Source organism: Treponema sp. OMZ 805 (assembly GCF_050937395.1).
Taxonomy (GTDB): Bacteria; Spirochaetota; Spirochaetia; order Treponematales; family Treponemataceae; genus Treponema.
Genome location: NZ_JACCLP010000011.1, coordinates 79,251 through 98,108, shown reverse-complemented (window position 1 = coordinate 98,108; position 18,858 = coordinate 79,251). Strand labels below are relative to the sequence as shown.

The 18,858-nt window shown below is 44.8% G+C and carries 17 protein-coding genes and 1 tRNA gene; 4 read left to right on the top strand and 14 right to left on the bottom strand.

The genetic code is table 11. The annotated features are described in order from the left end of the window. The 3 genes from HGH47_RS09510 to HGH47_RS09500 form a co-directional block, all read right to left on the bottom strand. A partial coding sequence (locus HGH47_RS09510; protein ID WP_432912034.1) for a transposase domain-containing protein occupies window positions 1-1,632 on the bottom strand: 1,632 nt, incomplete at its 3' end. Window positions 1,633-1,667: 35 nt separating this feature from the next. Beyond that, window positions 1,668-2,120, bottom strand: coding sequence for a hypothetical protein (locus HGH47_RS09505; RefSeq protein ID WP_432912031.1), 453 nt, complete (start codon window positions 2,118-2,120; stop codon window positions 1,668-1,670). Between the two features lie 17 nt (window positions 2,121-2,137). Further along, window positions 2,138-2,389 (bottom strand): hypothetical protein, encoded by a 252-nt coding sequence (locus tag HGH47_RS09500; protein ID WP_432912028.1) that lies wholly within the window; start codon window positions 2,387-2,389, stop codon window positions 2,138-2,140. A gap of 153 nt (window positions 2,390-2,542) precedes the next feature. On the opposite strand from HGH47_RS09500, the gene HGH47_RS09495 reads away from it, so the two are divergent. After that, window positions 2,543-3,244 (top strand): LexA family transcriptional regulator, encoded by a 702-nt coding sequence (locus tag HGH47_RS09495; protein ID WP_432912025.1) that lies wholly within the window; start codon window positions 2,543-2,545, stop codon window positions 3,242-3,244. Window positions 3,245-3,688: 444 nt separating this feature from the next. Here the strand turns inward: HGH47_RS09495 and HGH47_RS09490 are convergent, their stop codons facing one another. From HGH47_RS09490 to HGH47_RS09465, 6 genes are all read right to left on the bottom strand, one after another. After that, window positions 3,689-4,480, bottom strand: a complete 792-nt coding sequence (locus tag HGH47_RS09490) for an ABC transporter permease (RefSeq protein ID WP_432912022.1) — start codon at window positions 4,478-4,480, stop codon at window positions 3,689-3,691. A gap of 144 nt (window positions 4,481-4,624) precedes the next feature. After that, window positions 4,625-4,906: a helix-turn-helix domain-containing protein gene (locus HGH47_RS09485; RefSeq protein ID WP_212566025.1), complete on the bottom strand. Its 282-nt coding sequence runs from the start codon at window positions 4,904-4,906 to the stop codon at window positions 4,625-4,627. Next, the gene (locus HGH47_RS09480; RefSeq protein ID WP_230974568.1) at window positions 4,893-5,285 is read right to left on the bottom strand and encodes a type II toxin-antitoxin system RelE/ParE family toxin; all 393 of its coding nucleotides are present in this window, start codon (window positions 5,283-5,285) and stop codon (window positions 4,893-4,895) included. The genes HGH47_RS09485 and HGH47_RS09480 overlap by 14 nt, the downstream gene beginning before the upstream one ends. 365 nt (window positions 5,286-5,650) lie before the next feature. Continuing rightward, on the bottom strand, window positions 5,651-6,334 hold the full coding sequence (locus tag HGH47_RS09475; protein WP_253676581.1) for an ABC transporter ATP-binding protein: 684 nt from the start codon (window positions 6,332-6,334) through the stop codon (window positions 5,651-5,653). Between the two features lie 22 nt (window positions 6,335-6,356). Then, the gene (locus HGH47_RS09470) at window positions 6,357-7,355 is read right to left on the bottom strand and encodes an efflux RND transporter periplasmic adaptor subunit (protein WP_212566024.1); all 999 of its coding nucleotides are present in this window, start codon (window positions 7,353-7,355) and stop codon (window positions 6,357-6,359) included. A 206-nt stretch (window positions 7,356-7,561) separates the two neighbouring features. Further along, window positions 7,562-7,897 (bottom strand): helix-turn-helix domain-containing protein, encoded by a 336-nt coding sequence (locus HGH47_RS09465; protein ID WP_212566023.1) that lies wholly within the window; start codon window positions 7,895-7,897, stop codon window positions 7,562-7,564. A 152-nt stretch (window positions 7,898-8,049) separates the two neighbouring features. Between HGH47_RS09465 and HGH47_RS09460 the strand changes: the two genes are divergently transcribed. Next, the gene (locus HGH47_RS09460) at window positions 8,050-8,550 is read left to right on the top strand and encodes a hypothetical protein (RefSeq protein WP_432912039.1); all 501 of its coding nucleotides are present in this window, start codon (window positions 8,050-8,052) and stop codon (window positions 8,548-8,550) included. Between the two features lie 95 nt (window positions 8,551-8,645). On the opposite strand, the gene HGH47_RS09455 is transcribed toward HGH47_RS09460, so the two are convergent. Further along, window positions 8,646-12,104 carry an InlB B-repeat-containing protein gene (locus HGH47_RS09455; protein ID WP_432912016.1) on the bottom strand — a complete coding sequence of 1,153 codons (3,459 nt, stop codon included), beginning with the start codon at window positions 12,102-12,104 and terminating at the stop codon, window positions 8,646-8,648. 12 nt (window positions 12,105-12,116) lie between these two features. Beyond that, window positions 12,117-13,001 carry a hypothetical protein gene (locus HGH47_RS09450; protein ID WP_432912013.1) on the bottom strand — a complete coding sequence of 295 codons (885 nt, stop codon included), beginning with the start codon at window positions 12,999-13,001 and terminating at the stop codon, window positions 12,117-12,119. A gap of 204 nt (window positions 13,002-13,205) precedes the next feature. Between HGH47_RS09450 and HGH47_RS09445 the strand changes: the two genes are divergently transcribed. Continuing rightward, window positions 13,206-14,354: a glycosyltransferase gene (locus HGH47_RS09445; protein ID WP_432912010.1), complete on the top strand. Its 1,149-nt coding sequence runs from the start codon at window positions 13,206-13,208 to the stop codon at window positions 14,352-14,354. Window positions 14,355-14,402: 48 nt separating this feature from the next. Here the strand turns inward: HGH47_RS09445 and HGH47_RS09440 are convergent, their stop codons facing one another. From HGH47_RS09440 to HGH47_RS09430, 3 genes are all read right to left on the bottom strand, one after another. After that, window positions 14,403-15,476 carry a DUF2804 domain-containing protein gene (locus HGH47_RS09440; RefSeq protein WP_432912007.1) on the bottom strand — a complete coding sequence of 358 codons (1,074 nt, stop codon included), beginning with the start codon at window positions 15,474-15,476 and terminating at the stop codon, window positions 14,403-14,405. A 63-nt stretch (window positions 15,477-15,539) separates the two neighbouring features. Continuing rightward, window positions 15,540-16,592 carry an S-methyl-5-thioribose-1-phosphate isomerase gene (locus tag HGH47_RS09435; RefSeq protein WP_432912005.1) on the bottom strand — a complete coding sequence of 351 codons (1,053 nt, stop codon included), beginning with the start codon at window positions 16,590-16,592 and terminating at the stop codon, window positions 15,540-15,542. A gap of 66 nt (window positions 16,593-16,658) precedes the next feature. Then, window positions 16,659-16,742, bottom strand: a tRNA-Leu gene (locus HGH47_RS09430). A gap of 86 nt (window positions 16,743-16,828) precedes the next feature. Between HGH47_RS09430 and HGH47_RS09425 the strand changes: the two genes are divergently transcribed. Next, window positions 16,829-18,796: a DEAD/DEAH box helicase gene (locus HGH47_RS09425; RefSeq protein ID WP_432912002.1), complete on the top strand. Its 1,968-nt coding sequence runs from the start codon at window positions 16,829-16,831 to the stop codon at window positions 18,794-18,796. Window positions 18,797-18,858: the final 62 nt, after the last annotated feature.

Sequence of the window (18,858 nt, the reverse complement as noted above, 5' to 3'; positions counted from 1 at the left end):
AGCAGCCTTACCGATGTCGTTTATGTCGCGCCTGACTTCTACTTTTTCGCCGATAAGCCGAACCATTTCAGGATTGTAGTAGCTGATACCGTCTATCGATACGCCGTTGCGCTGGACAACCCGCTTTTCCCGTACCGTAAAGATGTATTTGCGGTATTCTTCCGGCAGCTCGCGCTTGTGGTCAAAGGTTTCGGCAAACACTGCATCCGGTGTTTTACCGTCCATCCCTTGCCCTGAGTGCTGCCAGCTTGAGTTAAACCACGTTACAAACTGCGCAAAATCGCGCCGTAATTGCTCTAATGTGTAGGTTACTTGTATCTTGTCCCGTCCATTGATGCGTCCCCAGAACAGTTTTTTATCTTCCGGAGCGTCAACCGTATTGGAGCCGACATAAAAATCCTGTGTCTTTGAAAAAAGCTCGCAGACGCTTCTAAAAAAGCGTTCAACCGGCTTTGATTGTCCCCGATAGGGAGTAGCAAAGTGGACGTTCGTTTTGCAGTCCTGCAGTACCCCTTCAATGAGCTCAAGCGTTTCTTTTTCAGGCTTTGTCCTCCGCTGTTTCCACTCGCTTCCGGCAAACCATTCGCTTCTAAAGTCTTTACCGTTATCAACGAGCATATTTTCAAAAAGTCCATACTGCTCAACGCTTTGAGAAAATGCCCGCATAATCGTCAAGGTATTCGGCACTACATCAATCCACCAGCCGGTAATGGTGCGGCTCCTCATATCCATAAAAAGCGTAACCCACGGCCGGAAGATGCGCCCTTCGTGAATGATGACAAAATCGAAGATATGATGGTCGCCGCAGCCCCATTCCATCGCCTTAAAGAGCGTATAATCGCGCTCGATGTACGGATCGAATTTGTCGTGATAGGCTTTTTGCCCTTCCCGATAAAAGACTTTGACCGAGTTCGGAATTTCTTTGATGTACCGATTGACGGTAACGTATTTGAGATCGTAGCCGAACTGCGCTAAGTCGCGGGTGACGGATGCTGCGCTCGGCTTGCGTAAATCGAGATAGAGCGAGTTGATAATCTCTTTTGCTTTTTCGTCAAAGCTCGCGCCCGCCCCGCCGCGCTTACGGTCATATTGCGGGATAAGCCCTGCAATGCCGTGTTTTTGATAGACGGCAAGCCAGTTCTTATAAAAGTTAGACTGGGTATGGATGTTGCCCCAGCGTCCGAGCCGCTCACGGAGATCGGCAGCGACTTCTCCGGCTTCGTAGGCGGCAATAAAGGCTTTTGCCGAAAGCCCCGATTGTGAATAGGCTTCGATAAGTTTGACGCGCATGGCTGCGATGCGTAAGCCTGCTTCGCTTGACGCTTCAAGCGGTTTTATCGCTTTGGTTACCGCGCCACGCCCGTTATACGAGATGATAAGTACCTTTTTTTCTGCCTCAGATGTGGGTTTTAATGCCGTTTTAAGCGCCTGTAAATCCATTGAAAGGCTGGCTGCATAGGCCCGCTGGATATCGTCAGGGAGGGTGCTCACAAAGTATACGCTATAAGACCCGCCCCGAGCTTGCAACTTGCGACCAGTCCACCCCTCGGTCTTTGCGCGTCTGTTCGCGCTCCGTTTTGCTATTCCTAAGATATTTGCTATTTCTTCTGACGAAATCCATCTTTTGACCATACCGTTACCTCGCTTACCGCATACGCCCCGCTCTTTTAGGGGTTGAAAGACAAGCCTTTCTGTTTGAAAAAGGCGAATGCATCTTCAATTAACCGCTCCGGTGTCGTTACCAGCACGGTTGTATCCCTGTTCTTCCAAGCAGCAGGGCGCCATTGCTGCGAACCTGCCGGACTCGGCAGCTGCTCCCATCCGGAGAAAAGCTCGGGACACGCAGAAAAATCTTCAAGGACAACGATATGCGACATATAGGGAACCTGCTGCATTAAGGCGACGATAGATGGATTAAGCGTAAAAAATATGCAGAAGTCATAGTCATCGCGGGTTAAAATGTATTCGAGAGTGGAAAAATAAAAGGGGGCGGCTCCAATGCTATAATGATCTCCTTTTGGAGCACGTTCATTCAGCGTTCGCAGCAGTGAAACTATTTCGGGTATTTGCTGTTCAGCTTTTGTGTAGTAGTCGTGATATACGCAGATATTGATTTCCATATTGTACCTCGCTTTTTTTACGCGCCTTTGCGCGGTTCGGTTTTGCATTCTGCCGGTATTGCGGCGATAAGTGCGTTAAAATCGGCATATCCAAGCACTTCGCAGAGCGCTTTTTGTGTCGGAATAGACCCCTTACGACCGTTCAAAAATTGTGATACAATATTTGAGGAGCGGTTTGCTTTAAGCGCTACTGCATCGTGGGTATAGCCGTTGAGCTTGAGCTGGTACTGTATCCAGCATCCCATCTGTTTGGTAATTCTGTTTGCCACAGGTTTGCCTCTTTGTTTTTAAGAAATCCGTATGCACCGGATTTCTTTTTTTTGGTTATGTCGGTTCTATTTAGTACCGATAGTTATACTATAAGACGTTTTGTGTCTAAAGTCAAGACATTTTATGCCTTATTTTTATAAAAAGGATGTAAAATGAGTGATAAAAATGATAGGTTGGTCATTTTTAGAGAATATTTACACTTGAATCAGACAGGTATCGCTCAAAAGATCGGTATCCATCAACGCAATTGGTCGCGATATGAAAATGGAGATGTATCGGTTCCTGATTCAGTTCTTCTAAAACTATCAGAATTAGGTTTGAATTTGCATTGGTATCATACAGGCGTAGGAGATATGATACTATCAACGGCTTCAAAAGATTTACCCGTACTCAATCAAAATAACGTTGCAACTAAAATCCCGTTATTACGGCAAAGGGTTTCATGCGGTCCGGGACAAGATTGGGAAAGCGAAGATAATATTATTGATTATATCGATATTTTTAATATCTCCCGAGTAAAAATCAACCGGCTGTTTGCTCTTAGAGTTGAGGGTACCTCTATGATAGGAGCAGGTATTCAAAGCGGTGATTATGTCCTTTTTGACGGCACAACGGATCAGCGAGTACGGGATGGAATCTATGTTTTTGCCCTTGACGGCGATGTTTACTGTAAACGGCTTGAATTTGATATGCGTAAGATAAAGATATTTTCCGTCCGGCATTTGGATTTGGAGAAGGCTGAATTGATGGAAACACTTGATATGCGGGATATGAGCAGTGCAGATCGATTGACAATATTTGGCAGGGTTTTATATTGGATTCATCCGTGTAATCAGAGTTTGCATAAGGCGTAAAATTTTAATGCTAATGTCCCACTTTAGCAGAATAAAGCGGGACATATAATTGTGTCTCGCTTTCTAATATTTATAATTAAATACATTATCTAAATAGCTATATAATATATACTTACAACCAATGTCCCGCTTTCTTCAAATTAGGAATTTTCATGTCCCGCTTTCGGCAGAATCACGGGGTTTTAGGGATACGGCTTTTTCTGTGAATTTTGATGTTTTTTGGGCTGTTTTTCCACTGGTGCGCATAAAACGGGGTTAAAATAGGGAAATATTACCACTTAGAGGGTGTTTTAATGGGTTTTAAGGCTTTTGAAGGGATGTTGTGTTTTTAGCGGGTTCTCTCGAAAAACTCTCATTTTTTCTCGTTTTTTCGCATTTTTTCTTATTTTTTGCGGGGGAATTTTTCGGGGTGGTAGATTGGATAAGTTTATAGGGTGTATGGATTTAATTGGGGTTTTTGGGGCTTCTTGTAATTCCTAGTCTTGGGGATAGCCCACATTCGTCGGATGCTGCTTTAATTGCCTCTTCAACCGCTTCGATATCCATTACAGTATCGTACAACTCAACATCAACCGAGTCAGCTTTCTTGCGGCCAAGCTGCATTGCCATAAACGAACGCGGTATCAGTACATACCGCTGCATCTGTCCCATTGCCGTTTCTTTTGTTTTAAGCACACCGATAACCGTACACGTAAAAAGCAGCGGCGCAGCATTTCCGTTATTTACCGATAACGTCAGCTTCTTGCCGACGGCGCCTCCTTCAGGGAATAAACCTTTGGCAATATCTTCCCCGATAATAACCTTCTGCGCACCGGTCATAAAATCCGAAGCGGTAAAACCCATACCGTAGTCAAGATGCCATTTCTGCGCTTCCATGTACCCGTATTCTATACCATAGCATTCTTTAGATCCGGCATTCAGTCGGCCGCGCATGACCGCAGCATTAAACGAATCAAACCAAAAAACGCGTTTTATCTGCGGTATCTTTTTTTTCAGCATATCAGCATAACGGTCATTAAATGTAATAGCAGCATTCCGCCACGACGAAGGCCACACGGCGACCATCGAACTGCTTAAATCCTTAAACACCAAAGCAACGCTTGCTTCCAGCGAGCGGCTCAAATTCATCGTAATAACAACCGAGCATACCCCAATCATAATTCCTAAAAGCGACAGGAGCGTGCGCATCTTATTGTGCCGGAAGTTCTGCAAGGCTGAAAGAATATCTTCAAACATGAGAGCCGTCCCGTATGTGTTGTATATGTAATCTCATAGGTTCTCCTAGAAAACGTCCCGCCTAATATTTGCATAATCTGCATTGCCAAAGGCAAGGCCATGTTGAAGCGGGCGTTAGCTGTTTTCGCTTATTTCCTATGTCTTTTATTTCTGTTGTAATGTTACCACCTTCACAGGTTGTAATACATATCCTAATTTTTGCATAATATTTGAAAGTGTCTTGAATTTTACTGTTTCTGCATTTCCACTGCGTAAGTTTTGGATTGTGGTGGGAGACACTTTTGCTTGTTTTGCCAATTCTCTGACGGAAATATTTTCTTCTTCCATTTTTTCAATCATGAATTCTGAAATTAAAAACTCATTGTAGCCTTTTTCAAACTCAGCTTTAAATTTTGAGTTTTGCATTAATCTGTCAAATGTTGTCATAGTAAGTTCCTCCTTTTACGCGCAGTTCATAATCCTTTCTGCACTTTTCAGCCTTAGCTTTTTCTGTACGTGGTAATTTGTCACATTTCTTTTCAAAAGCATTTGTTATAATGATTTTCTTTCCGCTTGTGAAAAATGAAAGAAATCTGTCCGGATTGAGTTTAAATGCCCAAATTCCATCATGCTCAAAATTGAATTTCGTTTTATCTGCAATTTTTCCAAAATCGCCCATACGTTTTACCAAATATAACAATTTCATTTGCTGCTGGGAATCAAGTTCATTGAAATAATCAAAGGGCTGACTTTTACCTTCTATTGTAAAATACCATTCTACAGTGAATTTTTCTCCCGTATATAAAACGTATTCTTTTTTATTCATGGTTAAATTGTAACAGTATATTGTTACAAAATCAAGCGTTTTTGTAAAACTTTCTTTACTTGATGATAATACCCATAACAATATGAGCATCGGAGCGTGCGCATCTTATTGTGCCGGAAATTTTGCAAGGCTGAGAGGATATCTTCAAACATGGGCTCCGTCCCGTATGTGTTGTATATGTAATCTCATAGGTTCTCCTAAAAAATTCGTAATATCTATCGGTCAAATTCTTTGCTAAAGGAAAAATAGCGTTACAGGAAGCGGTTAAAGTGCATAGCAAGGCCAAGTTGAAGCAAGGGTATAAACGAGTATATTTGTATCAATAAATATTTTAGACACGATATAATTCTTCCCTTGTCCATTTCTCAAAAATTATCCGCCGTGTCGGAAATGATTTTTCCGTCTTTAAGGTGAATGGAGCGCGGCGCCATTGCACCGATGTCCGGATCATGGGTAACAATGATAACCGCCGTGCCTTGCCGGTTTATGTCAAAAAAAAGATCGAGTACGGACTGACCCGTTTCGGAATCGAGCGCTCCGGTCGGCTCGTCGGCAAGAATCAGTTTAGGACGGGTTACAAGGGCGCGGGCAATAGCGACACGTTGTTTTTGTCCGCCCGACAGCTCGCTCGGACGGTGCTTGAGGCGGTTGCTCAATCCTACTTTGTCCAGCTCTTCGGCGGCAAGCTTCTTCCGTTCGGAGGCAGGCAGCCCCTGATACCGAAGCGGTAGCATCACGTTTTCAAGAATGGTAAGCGTGGGCAGAAGAAAATACTGCTGAAAGACAAACCCGATCGTTCTATTCCGCAAAAATGCCAAATCTTTTTCGGTCATTTCGGCAGTGTTTTCTCCGTCAACATAGATTGCCCCTGCCGTCGGGCGGTCAAGGCAGCCGATCATATTCATACACGTCGTTTTACCTGAACCGGACGGCCCCATAAGCGAAACAAAGCTCCCTTCCGGTATATCGAACGAGACGCTGCGCAAGGCATGTACTTCGTTTTCTCCCATAAAAAAGGTTTTTACCACCGAATCAAGGGAGACAATCATCCCTGTTTTCACTATGCGTCTCCTAGAAATCTCTATCGTTGTTCAGTTTTGCTTGATTTTTCAGCACATCGTTTTCTTGCACACCGGAGAGAATCTTCACAAAGCCTTTAATATACGGTTCGACGGTTACCGGAATTTCCTGTGTGGTATTGCCATCGATTTTATCGACAAACGGCTTCCCTTCCACATAACGGATGGCATCTTGCTCTACTATAAGCACTTCGGAGTCGGCGCCGGTTACGATGGTTCCATTAAAAGAATAACCGGGAAGAATTTTTTCCGGCGGATTATCCAGCCGGATCAGCGTATCGACAACCGTCCGCCCAAGGCTGGTTAAGCGTGCGATTGCCGGATAGGAGATAACCTCCGCCTGCACTTTAATATCCGGTTCGGCGGGGAATGTCATATCAACCTTTTGTCCGACTGCAAGGCGGGACGCATCGCTTTCGGCAATTTCGACCGTGGCTTTAAGAAAACTGCGGTCAATCAGTGTGCCGAAGGTATCTTTTGCCTTGGCGTATTGCCCTTGCGAAATCGTGAAAGCCGCAACGATGCCGTCGAATTTGGCATACACTTTGCGGTCGGCGAGCTGTTTTTCCAAAAGCCGCTGTTCCTGTTCCATCAAGCTCAGCTTTTGCGAGGCGCCGTTAATTTGCTCCCGTTTTATCGCAAAAGCATGTTCTGCAACAGCATAACTCTGTTTGTCGGTATCAAGCGCAAAAAGCAATGCGCCTTTTTTCACCCTGTCGCCTTCTTTTACCAGAACCTGTTCGATAAACCCCTCGCCGGGCGCTTCTAAAACCTGCGTTTGTGCCGCTTCGATATAACCGGACACCTCAATTTGATTATGTTCGATTTCCTTTTTTACCGTTAAAGGCGGCAAATCACCTGTTTTTGTATTTTTAGGCTTCATAAAAACATACCAGCCGCCTACCAACGCCGCTATGCATACAATAACAATAATTCTCGTTTTCCGCGATTTCTGCTGCCGTGCCGTCAGCGGCTGTTTATTGAGACTCATCGTGTCCTCCAAATTAGTTCGTATAAAAATTCGATTCGGGCGTATAGAAAATATTGATCACACCGAGTGCGAATGAATCGGAATCAATTTTTGCTATCTTATTTTTTAACAAATCTCCAATTATATTATTAGCAAGACAACTGCATCAAAAAAGATACAGAACGGGTGTAAGACGTTTGGCGCAGTAAGTATAATGTCGCAAAGGTTCATTTTTGATACGGTAAAAACACCTCTTGAATTTGCGCATTAATCGCTGCGGTCAGCTCTGCTTTTATTTTTGCTATTTCTATATCGTTTTCACTAAATGTTGTACGTGCGGATTCTTGTTTCGGGAAAAGTAACACAGCAGGCGTGGTATGCAATATCTCTGCTATTTTTATAAGAGACTTATCGCTTACCCACGTTCTGCATCCTTCTATATCATTAATAGTTTGCGTAGAAAGCCCCGTTTTTTCAGCTAATTTTTCTTGCGTTAATGCAAGTCGTTTTCTGTATGTTTTTATATTTTGTGAAAGATATCCCCGTAATTCTATTTGAGTCATAGTAAAATATTACGATAAAAGTAGGTATTATCAACTTGACAATAGTAAGTGTTGTGTATTATTATTAATTAGTCTTCAGTATTGAAGATAACAAGGAATCTCTAAAAGCTTCGTTTTTTAGCGATTACCAATAGTATTTTAAGGAGAATCTTATGAAAAAGATGTTTATGGGGCTTGTGGTGCTTACCGCATTTATCTGCTTTGGATTTGCAGATGCAACTGATGCTTCTTGTGAAGATCAATCAAAAATCTGGAAAGAGCATGAGAATATGAATAAAAAAATTAAGAAAAATGCTCTGAGTAAGGATAAAAATCTTCAGCCGGTTATTGAAGCAGGTAATCAAATTATCGGCAACATGAAGAATGCTCAGGCGGTTGGTGAAGGTATCGGCGTTATGGGGGGGGGGTGTGCTACGCATAGCGACAATTTCAGAGATTTCGGAAATTGTGTAACTTCTCATGACTACCAATCAGGAATCTTGCAGAATGCTCAGGCAGCCACTGAATTTGTCACTGTTACAGCGGCTTGCGCTACGCATAGTGACGATTTCATAGTCGAAACGGCAAAAAATCTCTTGCAATTCGGCCTTTCGCGGGAAAAGATAGCGCAAGCGACCGGTCTTACCCAAGCAGAGGTAGAAGCGATAAACTGATTTACTAATTCTTAATTAAAAAAAGCCGTTCTATGTAGAATTTCTTCAACATAAAACGGCTTTTCCTCAATTCTTAATTATGAATTCTTAATTCACTAATTATTACCTAACTTCCATCCAATGGTGTAAATTACTTTTACCGTGCCCTTTGATCTTGTACTAGCTTCATTCTCTCCACCATCGTCCATATTTTTATATTTTTTGTCTTCGTCATGTTTATAGCCGTTGTTATTAACCGTATACGTAATAACAAAGTCTTTTTCTTCGCCATCGGCAAGGGTAAAGTTTTCGTCATAGGAGATCGTTACACGTTCCGGCTGATTAAGTTGTAGTGCAGTTGCATCTAAACGCCATGTTCCGGTAGTTTCGTTGTAGACAAGTTTAATGATGCTGTTATTGTCTAAGGGCTGCTTGGGGTATACCGGTCCACCGCCTGCCCATATCTTTTCAGTACGCCAAAAATCATGTCTGTTTGATTTTATCAGATAGGTTTTAAATACAATATCCATTTCTGAAAAATCAGAGAAATTCTTAGCTAGCACAACAACATTATTGTCTTCCTTATACTTCTCTAGTTTTATGTAATCGTTCTCTTTCACATATTCACCGTGTCCCCCGTTTGTGATTCCTGTGAACAAGCCATCTGATCCTTCAATAGGAAAGTCGTATTTCCATTGTATGTTATCCGTACCGCCATTTGCATTTACCGTAACGGCAAGATCATGAGCAAAATGAGCGCCGCCAATATATTTATGGCTGAAGTGATCGCCGTCTGCCGTACACCAAGACTGTAAACTTTCATTGTAAATCTTAGGCGTTACGGTAAGGCGCATCTTCGGCTCAAAAGAAATCGAAACGGTAACATTTTCGTTCCCGACCGTTAATAACGCCAAGGTGTTATCCGGCAGTGAAGCCTCAGGCGTAATACCTGCCCATTCTTTGACAATGTACCGGGGCTTGGGGGTTGCGATAAATTTAACCACACCGCCTTTTTTTACGTAAGAACCCGAATCTATTACCTTTCCGTCATAAAGGGCGGTAAGAGAGCCGCCGTTTCCGTCCACGGTAAAGATAACCTTATACGCTTCTTCAACTTCAATTGTCACGACGTCGCTTTTCCGTGTTGCGGTTTTGTTTCCGTCAGCGTTATTGTTTGTGTTCGTAACAAGGCAATAATAATATGCAGTACCGGTGGAAGACGTATCGGGTTCACACAGGTACGCAGCTTGATCGCTCGGTTCGCTTACGGCGGCTCCTTCCTCTGCGGGGTTTGTGGTCTTATACCACTGATATGAAAGCGCACCACCGTCTACCGAAACCGCTTCCATACTGAGCTCTATTTCGGTAGTGACGTTCAGCGGAACGGTTTTGGTCTTAGGCTGCGGCTGCTTTGTTATTTTAGGCGGCTCGGCATCGACGCTTATCGGCCCCGTCCCGCTTAAAATACACAACCGTGCGTCTTCCGATTGTACCTCGGCAATCTGTCCGTTAGCGGAATTCGTATTCTTTACGGTACAATAACAATATGCGTTTATTTCAGAGGAGGTATCCGGCGTATAAACGGCTGCATTTGCCCCGGAAATTTCTTCTACACTGCCGCTTTCCTTATCTTTTTTATACCATTGATATGAAAGCGCCTCTCCTTCCGGAGCAGGTAAAACCTTTACTTCAAGCGATACGGCAGCTCCCACCCGCGCATAAACGGAAACAGGCTGCCCTACGATAACCGGTTCCGATACCGTATAATGAGGGTTTACCTCTGTCGTAACTTCCGTCTTCTTTATTATGATATTCTTTCGATACGGCGAATAGCCCGCTTTTCCCGGACTTTTACCGGCAGGTTTGTCATAAGCGGGGTTTTTCTGCGCATGGTAATTCGCCGCATTTATATTGTCCTTTATCCATTGGTACATAACAACGGAACCGTCTTCCCTTACATATCCGACAGGATCGCTCATATAAAACGGTTCTGCAAATTGGATGTGGTCTCCTATAGAAGCAGCAGCATAGTCAGTCCATTCCGTAGGGAGCTTGCTGCCGGCAATACTTTTTATCTTAGCCGGATCACTATAATAAAAAAGGAACTTTGAGTACCGGTCTACACAGAACATGGAATTGTCGGCTTTTATCCCCATTGAAGCATCTGCGGTAAACCGGTAAAAATAGAATCGGTTGTCATGAGGATTGGCTGCAAGTTCGCTATCAGTACCGTGTGCACTCCCTCGGTCTTTTCTAGTTTTATACCGGTAGATTTTTACATTGGAAATTGCTTTAAACCCCGAACCGATTCCTGAAGGAATGTTTTCAACCATTTCGGGACTTCCGCTCCAGCTGCCCGCGCGGAATTTATACGAAGCGATAATACCCGACATAGAAGGCATATGCAGAACCCATTCGTCGAATTTGGACGCGGGGAACTCATAATTTTCATCGTAATGATCAAACGGATTGACTTCTTCGGTTACGGTCGTAACCTTTACAATGTACTTTTTGTTGCCGTGTTTATCCCGCGGATTATATACCGCCGCAGCGTCTTTTTTAAATGTAAACTCGCGCTCCCATTCTTCGTATTTTCCTTCTTTTGCAGAAATCTTAAATTTTGCGGATGCGGTCTTTCCCTTAAATACCAGTTCCGGCGGCGTCATTTCCGCAGCTATATAGCCGAATGTCTTAAACGATAAGATTATATCGTCCGCGGTAAGCTTCTCCGTATTTTCCGGTATGCTTATACTACCGGCGATATTGCCGGGCACACCCCGTACATATACGGCTTCAAGCTCTAAGGCTTCCCCTCCGTTCTCCGGTTTTTCAGCTCTGGTTACGCTGATAACATGCTCAAAATCTTTATATTGCCCCTTCAGTTCCCTAACAAACAGTTTGATTTCGGTTTCTTCGTTCTCCTTTAAAGACACGGGGGCGTCTTTCACTTCTACCGGTATTACGGTTTGGGTTTCACCGTATAAAAATTCAGCCTGAATTTTGGAAGCAACAATAACGTTTTCTTTATAAGGAACCGTAACGCTTCCTGCCATTGCGTCGATACCGCAAACGGTAAGGCGTTTTAATTCCAATTCGTATGGTTCGTGTTGTGTTATATTTATTACTTTTTCCTGAACAGCATATTTCCCGTCAGGATCCGCTATTTTTATGGTAACGGGCACAGTCTGCCCCGCGCTTAACGGAACGCTGCCGCCGTTCAGCTTTACCTCTACTGAAAGAGCGTCCTTTCGAGAAAGAGATGCGATCGCCGTAACCGTTATGTTCTCGGCCGTTATTTCCGTAACATCGGCAGGAACAGTAACGACATAGCTGTTTGCCTCCGAAAATTTCTTTATTTTATCCGCATCGTCGGCCGGAGTTTCCGCCAGAACAGGGACGACATCCAATCCTTTGACCTGTATGCCGGTAATAACAAAACCGGCGGAAGAGGAGGATGCCGACCGCGGATACCACGGCGTCCCGATTGCCGGTTTACATGCTGAAAACTCACACACCGCAGCAACGGCACAGAGTATTAAAGTAAGCGTATTTATAATCTTTTTAGACAAACGCATAAGAACTCCTCCTTATACTTTAAACGTCAACCCGATTGTTATACCAAAATCGAGTGAATTCATATAAAATGAATTAATAGGGGTATTTACCACATCAACCGTGATACCTTTTGCCGCTCCACCAGCTTTTGCCGCATCGATAAGTTTTTGCGGCATTGTTACATATTTCGGCTTATATATGGTATATGACAAGAAACCGCCTAATACAATTTCCATATTGGAAAGGAATGGTTGATTGTACTCAATAAAGCCTTTAAAAGTAAAGCCGACAGGATTAATCTTTTTCATTTGTTCTTGCGTAATTAAGAGCGTTCCCGTTTCGTTGGAAAAATCTATGCCTTCTCCTCTTAATTGTTCCACTTCATCCGGCGTAAGGTTTGTGTACAATTCATAGATAGGCTGCGGATCAAGCGGCATCCTGATGCCGGTGTTCAAGCCTAATGACAGACGGTTGCGCAAAAAATATGAACGAACCCCTGAGGTAAGGGTCAGCACCGGCGTCATGTGCACACGGCAAAAAACATCGATTTGTTTTCCTTTACCCCCATTCAGCTTATCATTAAATTGACCGGATATCTGTCCCGAAAAGCCTTGCCCAAGTCCAAGCGCAAAGCTCCATCCCAAGCCGCCGAATACCGAGTTATCTTGCAAGCGAAAGTAGCGTATCGAATCAAAAAGATAGGTTAAATCAGCTTCGCCGGTAGTAATATAGCCAAGCATTCCCTTCATTCCGTTGCCGCCTAAGTAGTCCATATCCTTCTTATTTATCCGAGGATCGGTAAGAGAGCCGGTTAAATTTGCCTTTAGTCCCAGCGTAAAACCGGAATCAAATGCATATAAATGGATAGCGGCGACAGCAAATATTACCACCGCAATTGTTTTTTTATGTAAATGCATAGTTTTCACCTCATTTTAGATACCACCGGGCATCTTTCAGTGTTATTTACAAACACTCATTTATGCTATCGGCAAAATGTGTAGTTTGTCAAGCCGTCAACAGTTGCTAAATCGACCTATTATGACGGCGGCAGAAAAATGCAGTTACACCACATCAACTCATCATCTTTACGCTTGTAACCTCTTTTTGGTATAGTGCTAACAATGAAACAACGTATCGGCTTTTTATATCTAAAAACAGGCGGCGGGCATATTTCCGGCGCTAACGCCTTGATTGCATGCTTAAAGGAAAAATATCCGAATAATGCCGAATATATTCCGCAAAACGGTTTCAAGGGCTCCAATCGGATTTCGCGTATTTTTTTTGAAAAAGGCTATCTTGCAACTTCAAACTACTTTGAACCCGGTTACGTTGCGTTCTATCAGTTAACAAAATCGAAAAAGATTTTAACATTTTGTAGATGGCTACTGCGTCCGTTTATTGTAAAAAATCTGGTAACATTTCTTAAAGCCGAAAAAATCACCAAACTGATTTGCCTGCACGAAATACTTATCCCGCTTGCACGGATTGCAATCGATAGGGTGAATCCCAGTATCCCATTAATTTCCATCGTGATGGATCCGTTCACCGCACATCCGTCATGGTTTTATGCAAAAAATACTGAGCTTATTGTTTTTTCCCAGAAATTGCAAAAAGAAGCGATCTCACACTATGGCTTTAAACCGGAACAGGTTCATCAATTTCCTATTATGCTTTCGCGGAATTTTGACCGGCGGTATACGGCCGCGGAAAAAATTGCAGCGAAACACCGGCATGGCATACCGCTTGATAAAAAAATCGTAATGGTTGTCGGCGGGGGGGAAGGCTTAAAATCGACACTTGCGATTGTCAACGCTTTTATCTTTCAGCGATGCCCCGCACATTTAATTGTTATCTGCGGCAAGAATAAAGTGTTAAAAACGCAACTGGAAATTCTGCTTAAAACTACGAACATTACCAATATTCAGGTATTCGGTTTTGTTTCGTTTATGCCCGATTTAATCAATGTATCCGATTGTGTCATCACCAAAGGCGGACCCGCTACCGTTATGGAAACACTGTCAGTTGGAAAGCCATTAATCCTTGCAAGCTATGTGCGTGGACAAGAACTGGGAAATATGCTCTACGTCGTAAACAATAACCTCGGCTGGTATATTCCTCACCCGCGAAAAATAATAAAAAAAGTAAAAGAGATAATCGCCGACGATTCCTTATTGCATTCTATAGAAGAGAAAATTGACACGATGCATATTCAAAACGGATTGGAACCTATTGCCGATTTTATCTATCGTTTTCCGGAAGTACAGAACTAAGCACAAAACTAAAGGAGAAAAACTGCGGTAGACACCTGCCGATGTCCTTTACATTCTCATCCTAACTTTTTTTGCGATGCCGGGGAACCCTTTTAATTTGAGCTCTACACCGTCTTCAATTAAAAAAGAGCCTTCAAAAGTGCCGCAGATGGTCTTATAGTCCCGCCGCCAAACGAGGATATCCAGATTCCGCTGAGAGATTGCGCTTGGGGTAAAGGTTAAATCGACCATGCTTTCGGTATCTTGGATAATCCAATTCTTGGAAGAGCCGAACGGATAGGTGATACGTACCGGCGGCAACGGGATGCGTTTTCCACCGTAAAATAAAATATTGTCGTTATAGCTGTAGCTGTCGGGAGCGATGGAATTACTTAAATGGAAGGAAACTTGAGCGCCATCAATAATACCCAGCCCGATAACGACGCTCCGCTTTGTACGGGGGGATGTATAGGTTTTTCGAAAATCCAAAAAGCCGACCGCGGTTGTTTTATTTAATTGTATATCTTGATTATGTCCAAACGTAACCCAGCCGTTTACGGCAAATGATCGGAAATACACGGCTTGGCACCGGCGGCTCACAAAAGCAGGAATGACAGCAGAATAGTCGGTGCATTGCGGTGAACGCGAATCAAAATCAAGCCTGCCCTCGCATGACGGCCGGTCGTTGGCAGCAAGAAAATCGAAATCGGCATAGAGCAGCCCTTTGGAAAGACGGGAAAAGATACGGACGTACCGCCGTTTAACGCGGCATGTTGCAACGCTGTACGCAATGTATTTGGGCAGATGCACAAACCCCAGCGGCAAAAGTTGCCGGTAGGCAAGCAAGCGGTTCGTCTGGCGGTTCCACAGCGTTGTTTCCATAAAAGCAAAATATCCGCCGTAAAAAAATTCAATTTCGCCGATAAGGTTATCATCGCAAAAGAGGAGCCGCAATGTATCGGTTACACGGATATCCGTAAGAAAAGTAGGAAGCGGTAAATCCCCAAACGGCTTCTTGACGCCCCGTATGTCAAAGGTATGGAACATCCCCGAGTACGACCCGAAGAGCGGTACCCCATTTTCGATAGGGCGGCGCGGAGCCGGAGTAATAATGCGGGTATAAGGAACTTTTTGTATATCCATAGTAATAACCTAATAACTATCTGATCGAGTATCTCGAAAAGTTTTTTAGCGATGCCCGATAATCTAATAAAACCTATCCTGCGGCATATCGAAATACGCACCGAGTTCTTTGGGATGATATATTCCCTTATCGGTTACAATTCCTTTAATAAGCTGAGGCGGTGTAATATCGAATGCAGGGTAGATACCTTTTACCGCAGGATGAGTGTGCCGTACTCCATGGCACGAAAGCGTTTCTTCAGGGTTACGCTGTTCGATGCGGATATCGGCGGCGCTTTTCTTATCTGCATCCGGTATGCCGGTTACATAGTACGGTATATCGAACCGTTCTGCAAGCAGGGCTATCTGAAACGTGCCGATTTTATTCGCGATATGCCCGTCCCGCGTAATGGTATCCGCTGCCGAGGTAAAAAGATCGACTTGCCCTTGCTGCATCGTATATGCAACCATATTGTCGGTAATAACGGTGGTATCAAACCCCATATCGGCGGCGCAGCTTGCAGTTAAGCGGGCGCCTTGCAGAAACGGCCGCGTTTCGGCACAGATTATTCTAACGGGATTATTGTGCGCGCGGGCTGCCTTCAGCATCATCCCGACAATCGTTTCTCCAAAACACTGGGTAAGAACGCCACCCCCTTGCGGGAAAAGCTCTGCAAGGTAGTTTCCAACCTTTTCCATTATACCGTAACGCCGATTCAGCGAATCTATTGCAGTGTTAAAAAGGGCGGTTACTACATCTTGCCCCGCATTCAAGGCATTTTCAGCCACAGCAAGACTGCCTGCAGTAATTTGCCCCATTCTGTTTGCCGTCGTCGGTCGGGCATGAGCCAACCCCTGCGCCGCCTCTTCAAGAAAGTGCCGCTGCTTTTCCGCCCCTTCATTCCGTACTTGATATGCGGCAAGCGCCATCCCCATAGCGGCAGCCGTGTACGGTCCGGCGCTCTGGGTTACCATATCGGCAATCGCCTGTCGGACTTCATCCCACGAAGAACATTCAACATACGTTATTTTTTCGGGATAGATGCGCCGGTCAAGGATTCTGACACGTCCTTTTTCATACCATGCGACATTTTCGTATTGCAATAAAAATGCAAGTTCTGCGTCTTTTCGTTCCATATTTCATTTTTAGTAGTTTTGATAGATTGAAGACCGGTGGATTAACAAGTGGTGAATTGAAGAACATGCCGGCGAAGGGACTTGAACCCTTACGGAGTTGCCCCCAATAGATTTTGAGTCTATCGTGTATACCAATTTCACCACGCCGGCTTTCGAGGGGATACTTTAGCATATTAAGTTTCTTTTGTAAAGTAGGCTATGAACTTATCGTCGTATCTGATATACTCGCACCGATTATGGATATATCTTTTAGAGATTTGGGACTCGATGAGTCCGTGTTGAATGCGGTAGCGGCAAAAGGATTTGAAGAGCCGACTCCCATTCAAGTGTTGGCAATTCCGCGCCTCTTAAACGGCGATGCGAACGTTATTGCAAAGGCGAGAACGGGTACCGGTAAAACCGCCGCCTACGGATTGCCGCTTGTACAGGAATTGAGGGAACCGCGGGAAAAACCGCGTGCGTTAGTACTGGTACCTACTCGCGAACTTGCGCTGCAAGTCGCTTCGGAAATAGAATCGTTTAAGGAAGGACCCCATCCCCGTATCACCACCGTATACGGCGGCGCGTCGATTGTCGAACAATTACGAAACTTAAAGCGCGGATGCGAAATTGTTGCCGGAACCCCCGGCCGTGTTATCGATCATTTGGAGCGCGGCTCACTGAATTTGGACAGTATCGAATATTTTATTTTAGATGAAGCTGATGAAATGCTGAACATGGGCTTTATCGAAGATATCGAAACGATATTCAAAAAGGCAAATCCCGATTCGCGGGTGCTGATGTTCTCGGCAACGATGCCCAAGCAGATTTTGAAAATCGCTGCCGACTTTATGGGCGAATATGAAATTGTAGAAGAAGAGGCGTCGGAAGAACCGCTGCCGCTTACCGAACAGTTTTTTTGGATGGTGAGGGAAGAAGATAAAACCGAGGCATTGGTTCGCCTGATCGACACCGCCGAAAACTTTTACGGGCTGGTCTTTTGCCAAACTAAGGTTGACGCCGATGCGGTTGCGAAAGAGCTTGATGAGCGGCATTACGAAGCCGCCGCTCTACATGGAGACATCCCGCAGGGGCAGCGCGAAAAAATCTTGAGCCGGTTTCGGGCGGGGAAAACCCGTATTCTCGTTGCAACCGATGTCGCCGCCCGCGGTATCGATATCGAGGGGATTACGCACGTTGTCAACTATTCCATTCCGTATGACGGCCCCACGTACACGCACCGTATCGGTAGAACCGGACGGGCGGGGGCGAAAGGGACGGCGGTAAGCTTTATCCGCCCGAATGAGCGGCGCAGGATTGACTATTTGCGACGTCATGCACGAGGCGAGTTGCAGGAAGGAAAAATTCCTTCAATAGAGAAAGTTCTCGCACAAAAACAGGAGCGGCTCTTTTCCGAGTTGCGGCGTCAGCTGGACACCGTCCGTGCCGAACATACGGTCAACAAGCCCTTTATCGAACTCGCTCGGGAACTCTTAGCCGGAAATAAAGCAAGCCTCGCCGCCACTGAGGAAAACGCCATTGCGTCCTACACCGAGAATACCGAAAGCAACGTCAAGAATATTGACAGCCCTGCGGATAGCATAAACGCCGCCGATAACATAGACGCGGCCGCAAATACTGCAAACGTTGACGAAGCCGTTGCTTTCGGTGATGAGGCTGCCGCTGCCCCCGCCGCAGGGAATATCGACAGAGCCGAAGTACTTGCCGCCGTGTTGCAGTTGCACTACGGTTCGGTGCTGTCTGCTTCCCATTACAGAAATATCAAAATCCCCCGCACCGAAGACAAGCGGGGAAAATCATCCGGCGGGAATACCATCAGGCTCTATATCGGATTGGGCAGGAAGGACGGGACAAGCAAGCGGAGCCTTGCACAGTTTTTCAGCACGCTGCTTTCCATCCCCGAACACGCAGTTGACCGCATCGAATTATTCGACCGCTTTTCGCTTGCGGATTTACCGGCCGACGCTGCTCACGAGGCACTGAGGCTTTCAAAGAAAAAAGCAAATATGCCGCACATCCACATCGACACAAAATCGGATTCCGTAAACGAAAAGAGTTCGCACACAGCCGGTTATGCAAAAAAAAGCCCTTCACGAAAACTGCGTGAAGGGAACCGGCGCGAAGCCTTTTTCCGCGACAAAGACACGAGAAAGAAACATCCTGTCAGCGCAGGCTCCGCCGCCGCCTATAAAAAGCGGAAATGATACGTTGAGGATTTTCAGTAGCGGCACGGATGCCGCGCGTATTAAGCAGAAACAAGTTTGAC

Excerpts from the sequence above, each read along its gene's own strand:
- HGH47_RS09505 (WP_432912031.1), bottom strand. The coding sequence starts at position 2,120 with ATGGAAATCAATATCTGCGTATATCACGACTACTACACAAAAGCTGAA.
- HGH47_RS09495 (WP_432912025.1), top strand. The coding sequence starts at position 2,543 with ATGAGTGATAAAAATGATAGGTTGGTCATTTTTAGAGAATATTTACAC.
- HGH47_RS09490 (WP_432912022.1), bottom strand. The coding sequence starts at position 4,480 with ATGTTTGAAGATATTCTTTCAGCCTTGCAGAACTTCCGGCACAATAAG.
- HGH47_RS09485 (WP_212566025.1), bottom strand. The coding sequence starts at position 4,906 with ATGACAACATTTGACAGATTAATGCAAAACTCAAAATTTAAAGCTGAG.
- HGH47_RS09480 (WP_230974568.1), bottom strand. The coding sequence starts at position 5,285 with ATGAATAAAAAAGAATACGTTTTATATACGGGAGAAAAATTCACTGTA.
- HGH47_RS09475 (WP_253676581.1), bottom strand. The coding sequence starts at position 6,334 with ATGATTGTCTCCCTTGATTCGGTGGTAAAAACCTTTTTTATGGGAGAA.
- HGH47_RS09470 (WP_212566024.1), bottom strand. The coding sequence starts at position 7,355 with ATGAGTCTCAATAAACAGCCGCTGACGGCACGGCAGCAGAAATCGCGG.
- HGH47_RS09465 (WP_212566023.1), bottom strand. The coding sequence starts at position 7,897 with ATGACTCAAATAGAATTACGGGGATATCTTTCACAAAATATAAAAACA.
- HGH47_RS09460 (WP_432912039.1), top strand. The coding sequence starts at position 8,050 with ATGAAAAAGATGTTTATGGGGCTTGTGGTGCTTACCGCATTTATCTGC.
- HGH47_RS09455 (WP_432912016.1), bottom strand. The coding sequence starts at position 12,104 with ATGCGTTTGTCTAAAAAGATTATAAATACGCTTACTTTAATACTCTGT.
- HGH47_RS09450 (WP_432912013.1), bottom strand. The coding sequence starts at position 13,001 with ATGCATTTACATAAAAAAACAATTGCGGTGGTAATATTTGCTGTCGCC.
- HGH47_RS09445 (WP_432912010.1), top strand. The coding sequence starts at position 13,206 with ATGAAACAACGTATCGGCTTTTTATATCTAAAAACAGGCGGCGGGCAT.
- HGH47_RS09440 (WP_432912007.1), bottom strand. The coding sequence starts at position 15,476 with ATGGATATACAAAAAGTTCCTTATACCCGCATTATTACTCCGGCTCCG.
- HGH47_RS09435 (WP_432912005.1), bottom strand. The coding sequence starts at position 16,592 with ATGGAACGAAAAGACGCAGAACTTGCATTTTTATTGCAATACGAAAAT.
- HGH47_RS09425 (WP_432912002.1), top strand. The coding sequence starts at position 16,829 with ATGGATATATCTTTTAGAGATTTGGGACTCGATGAGTCCGTGTTGAAT.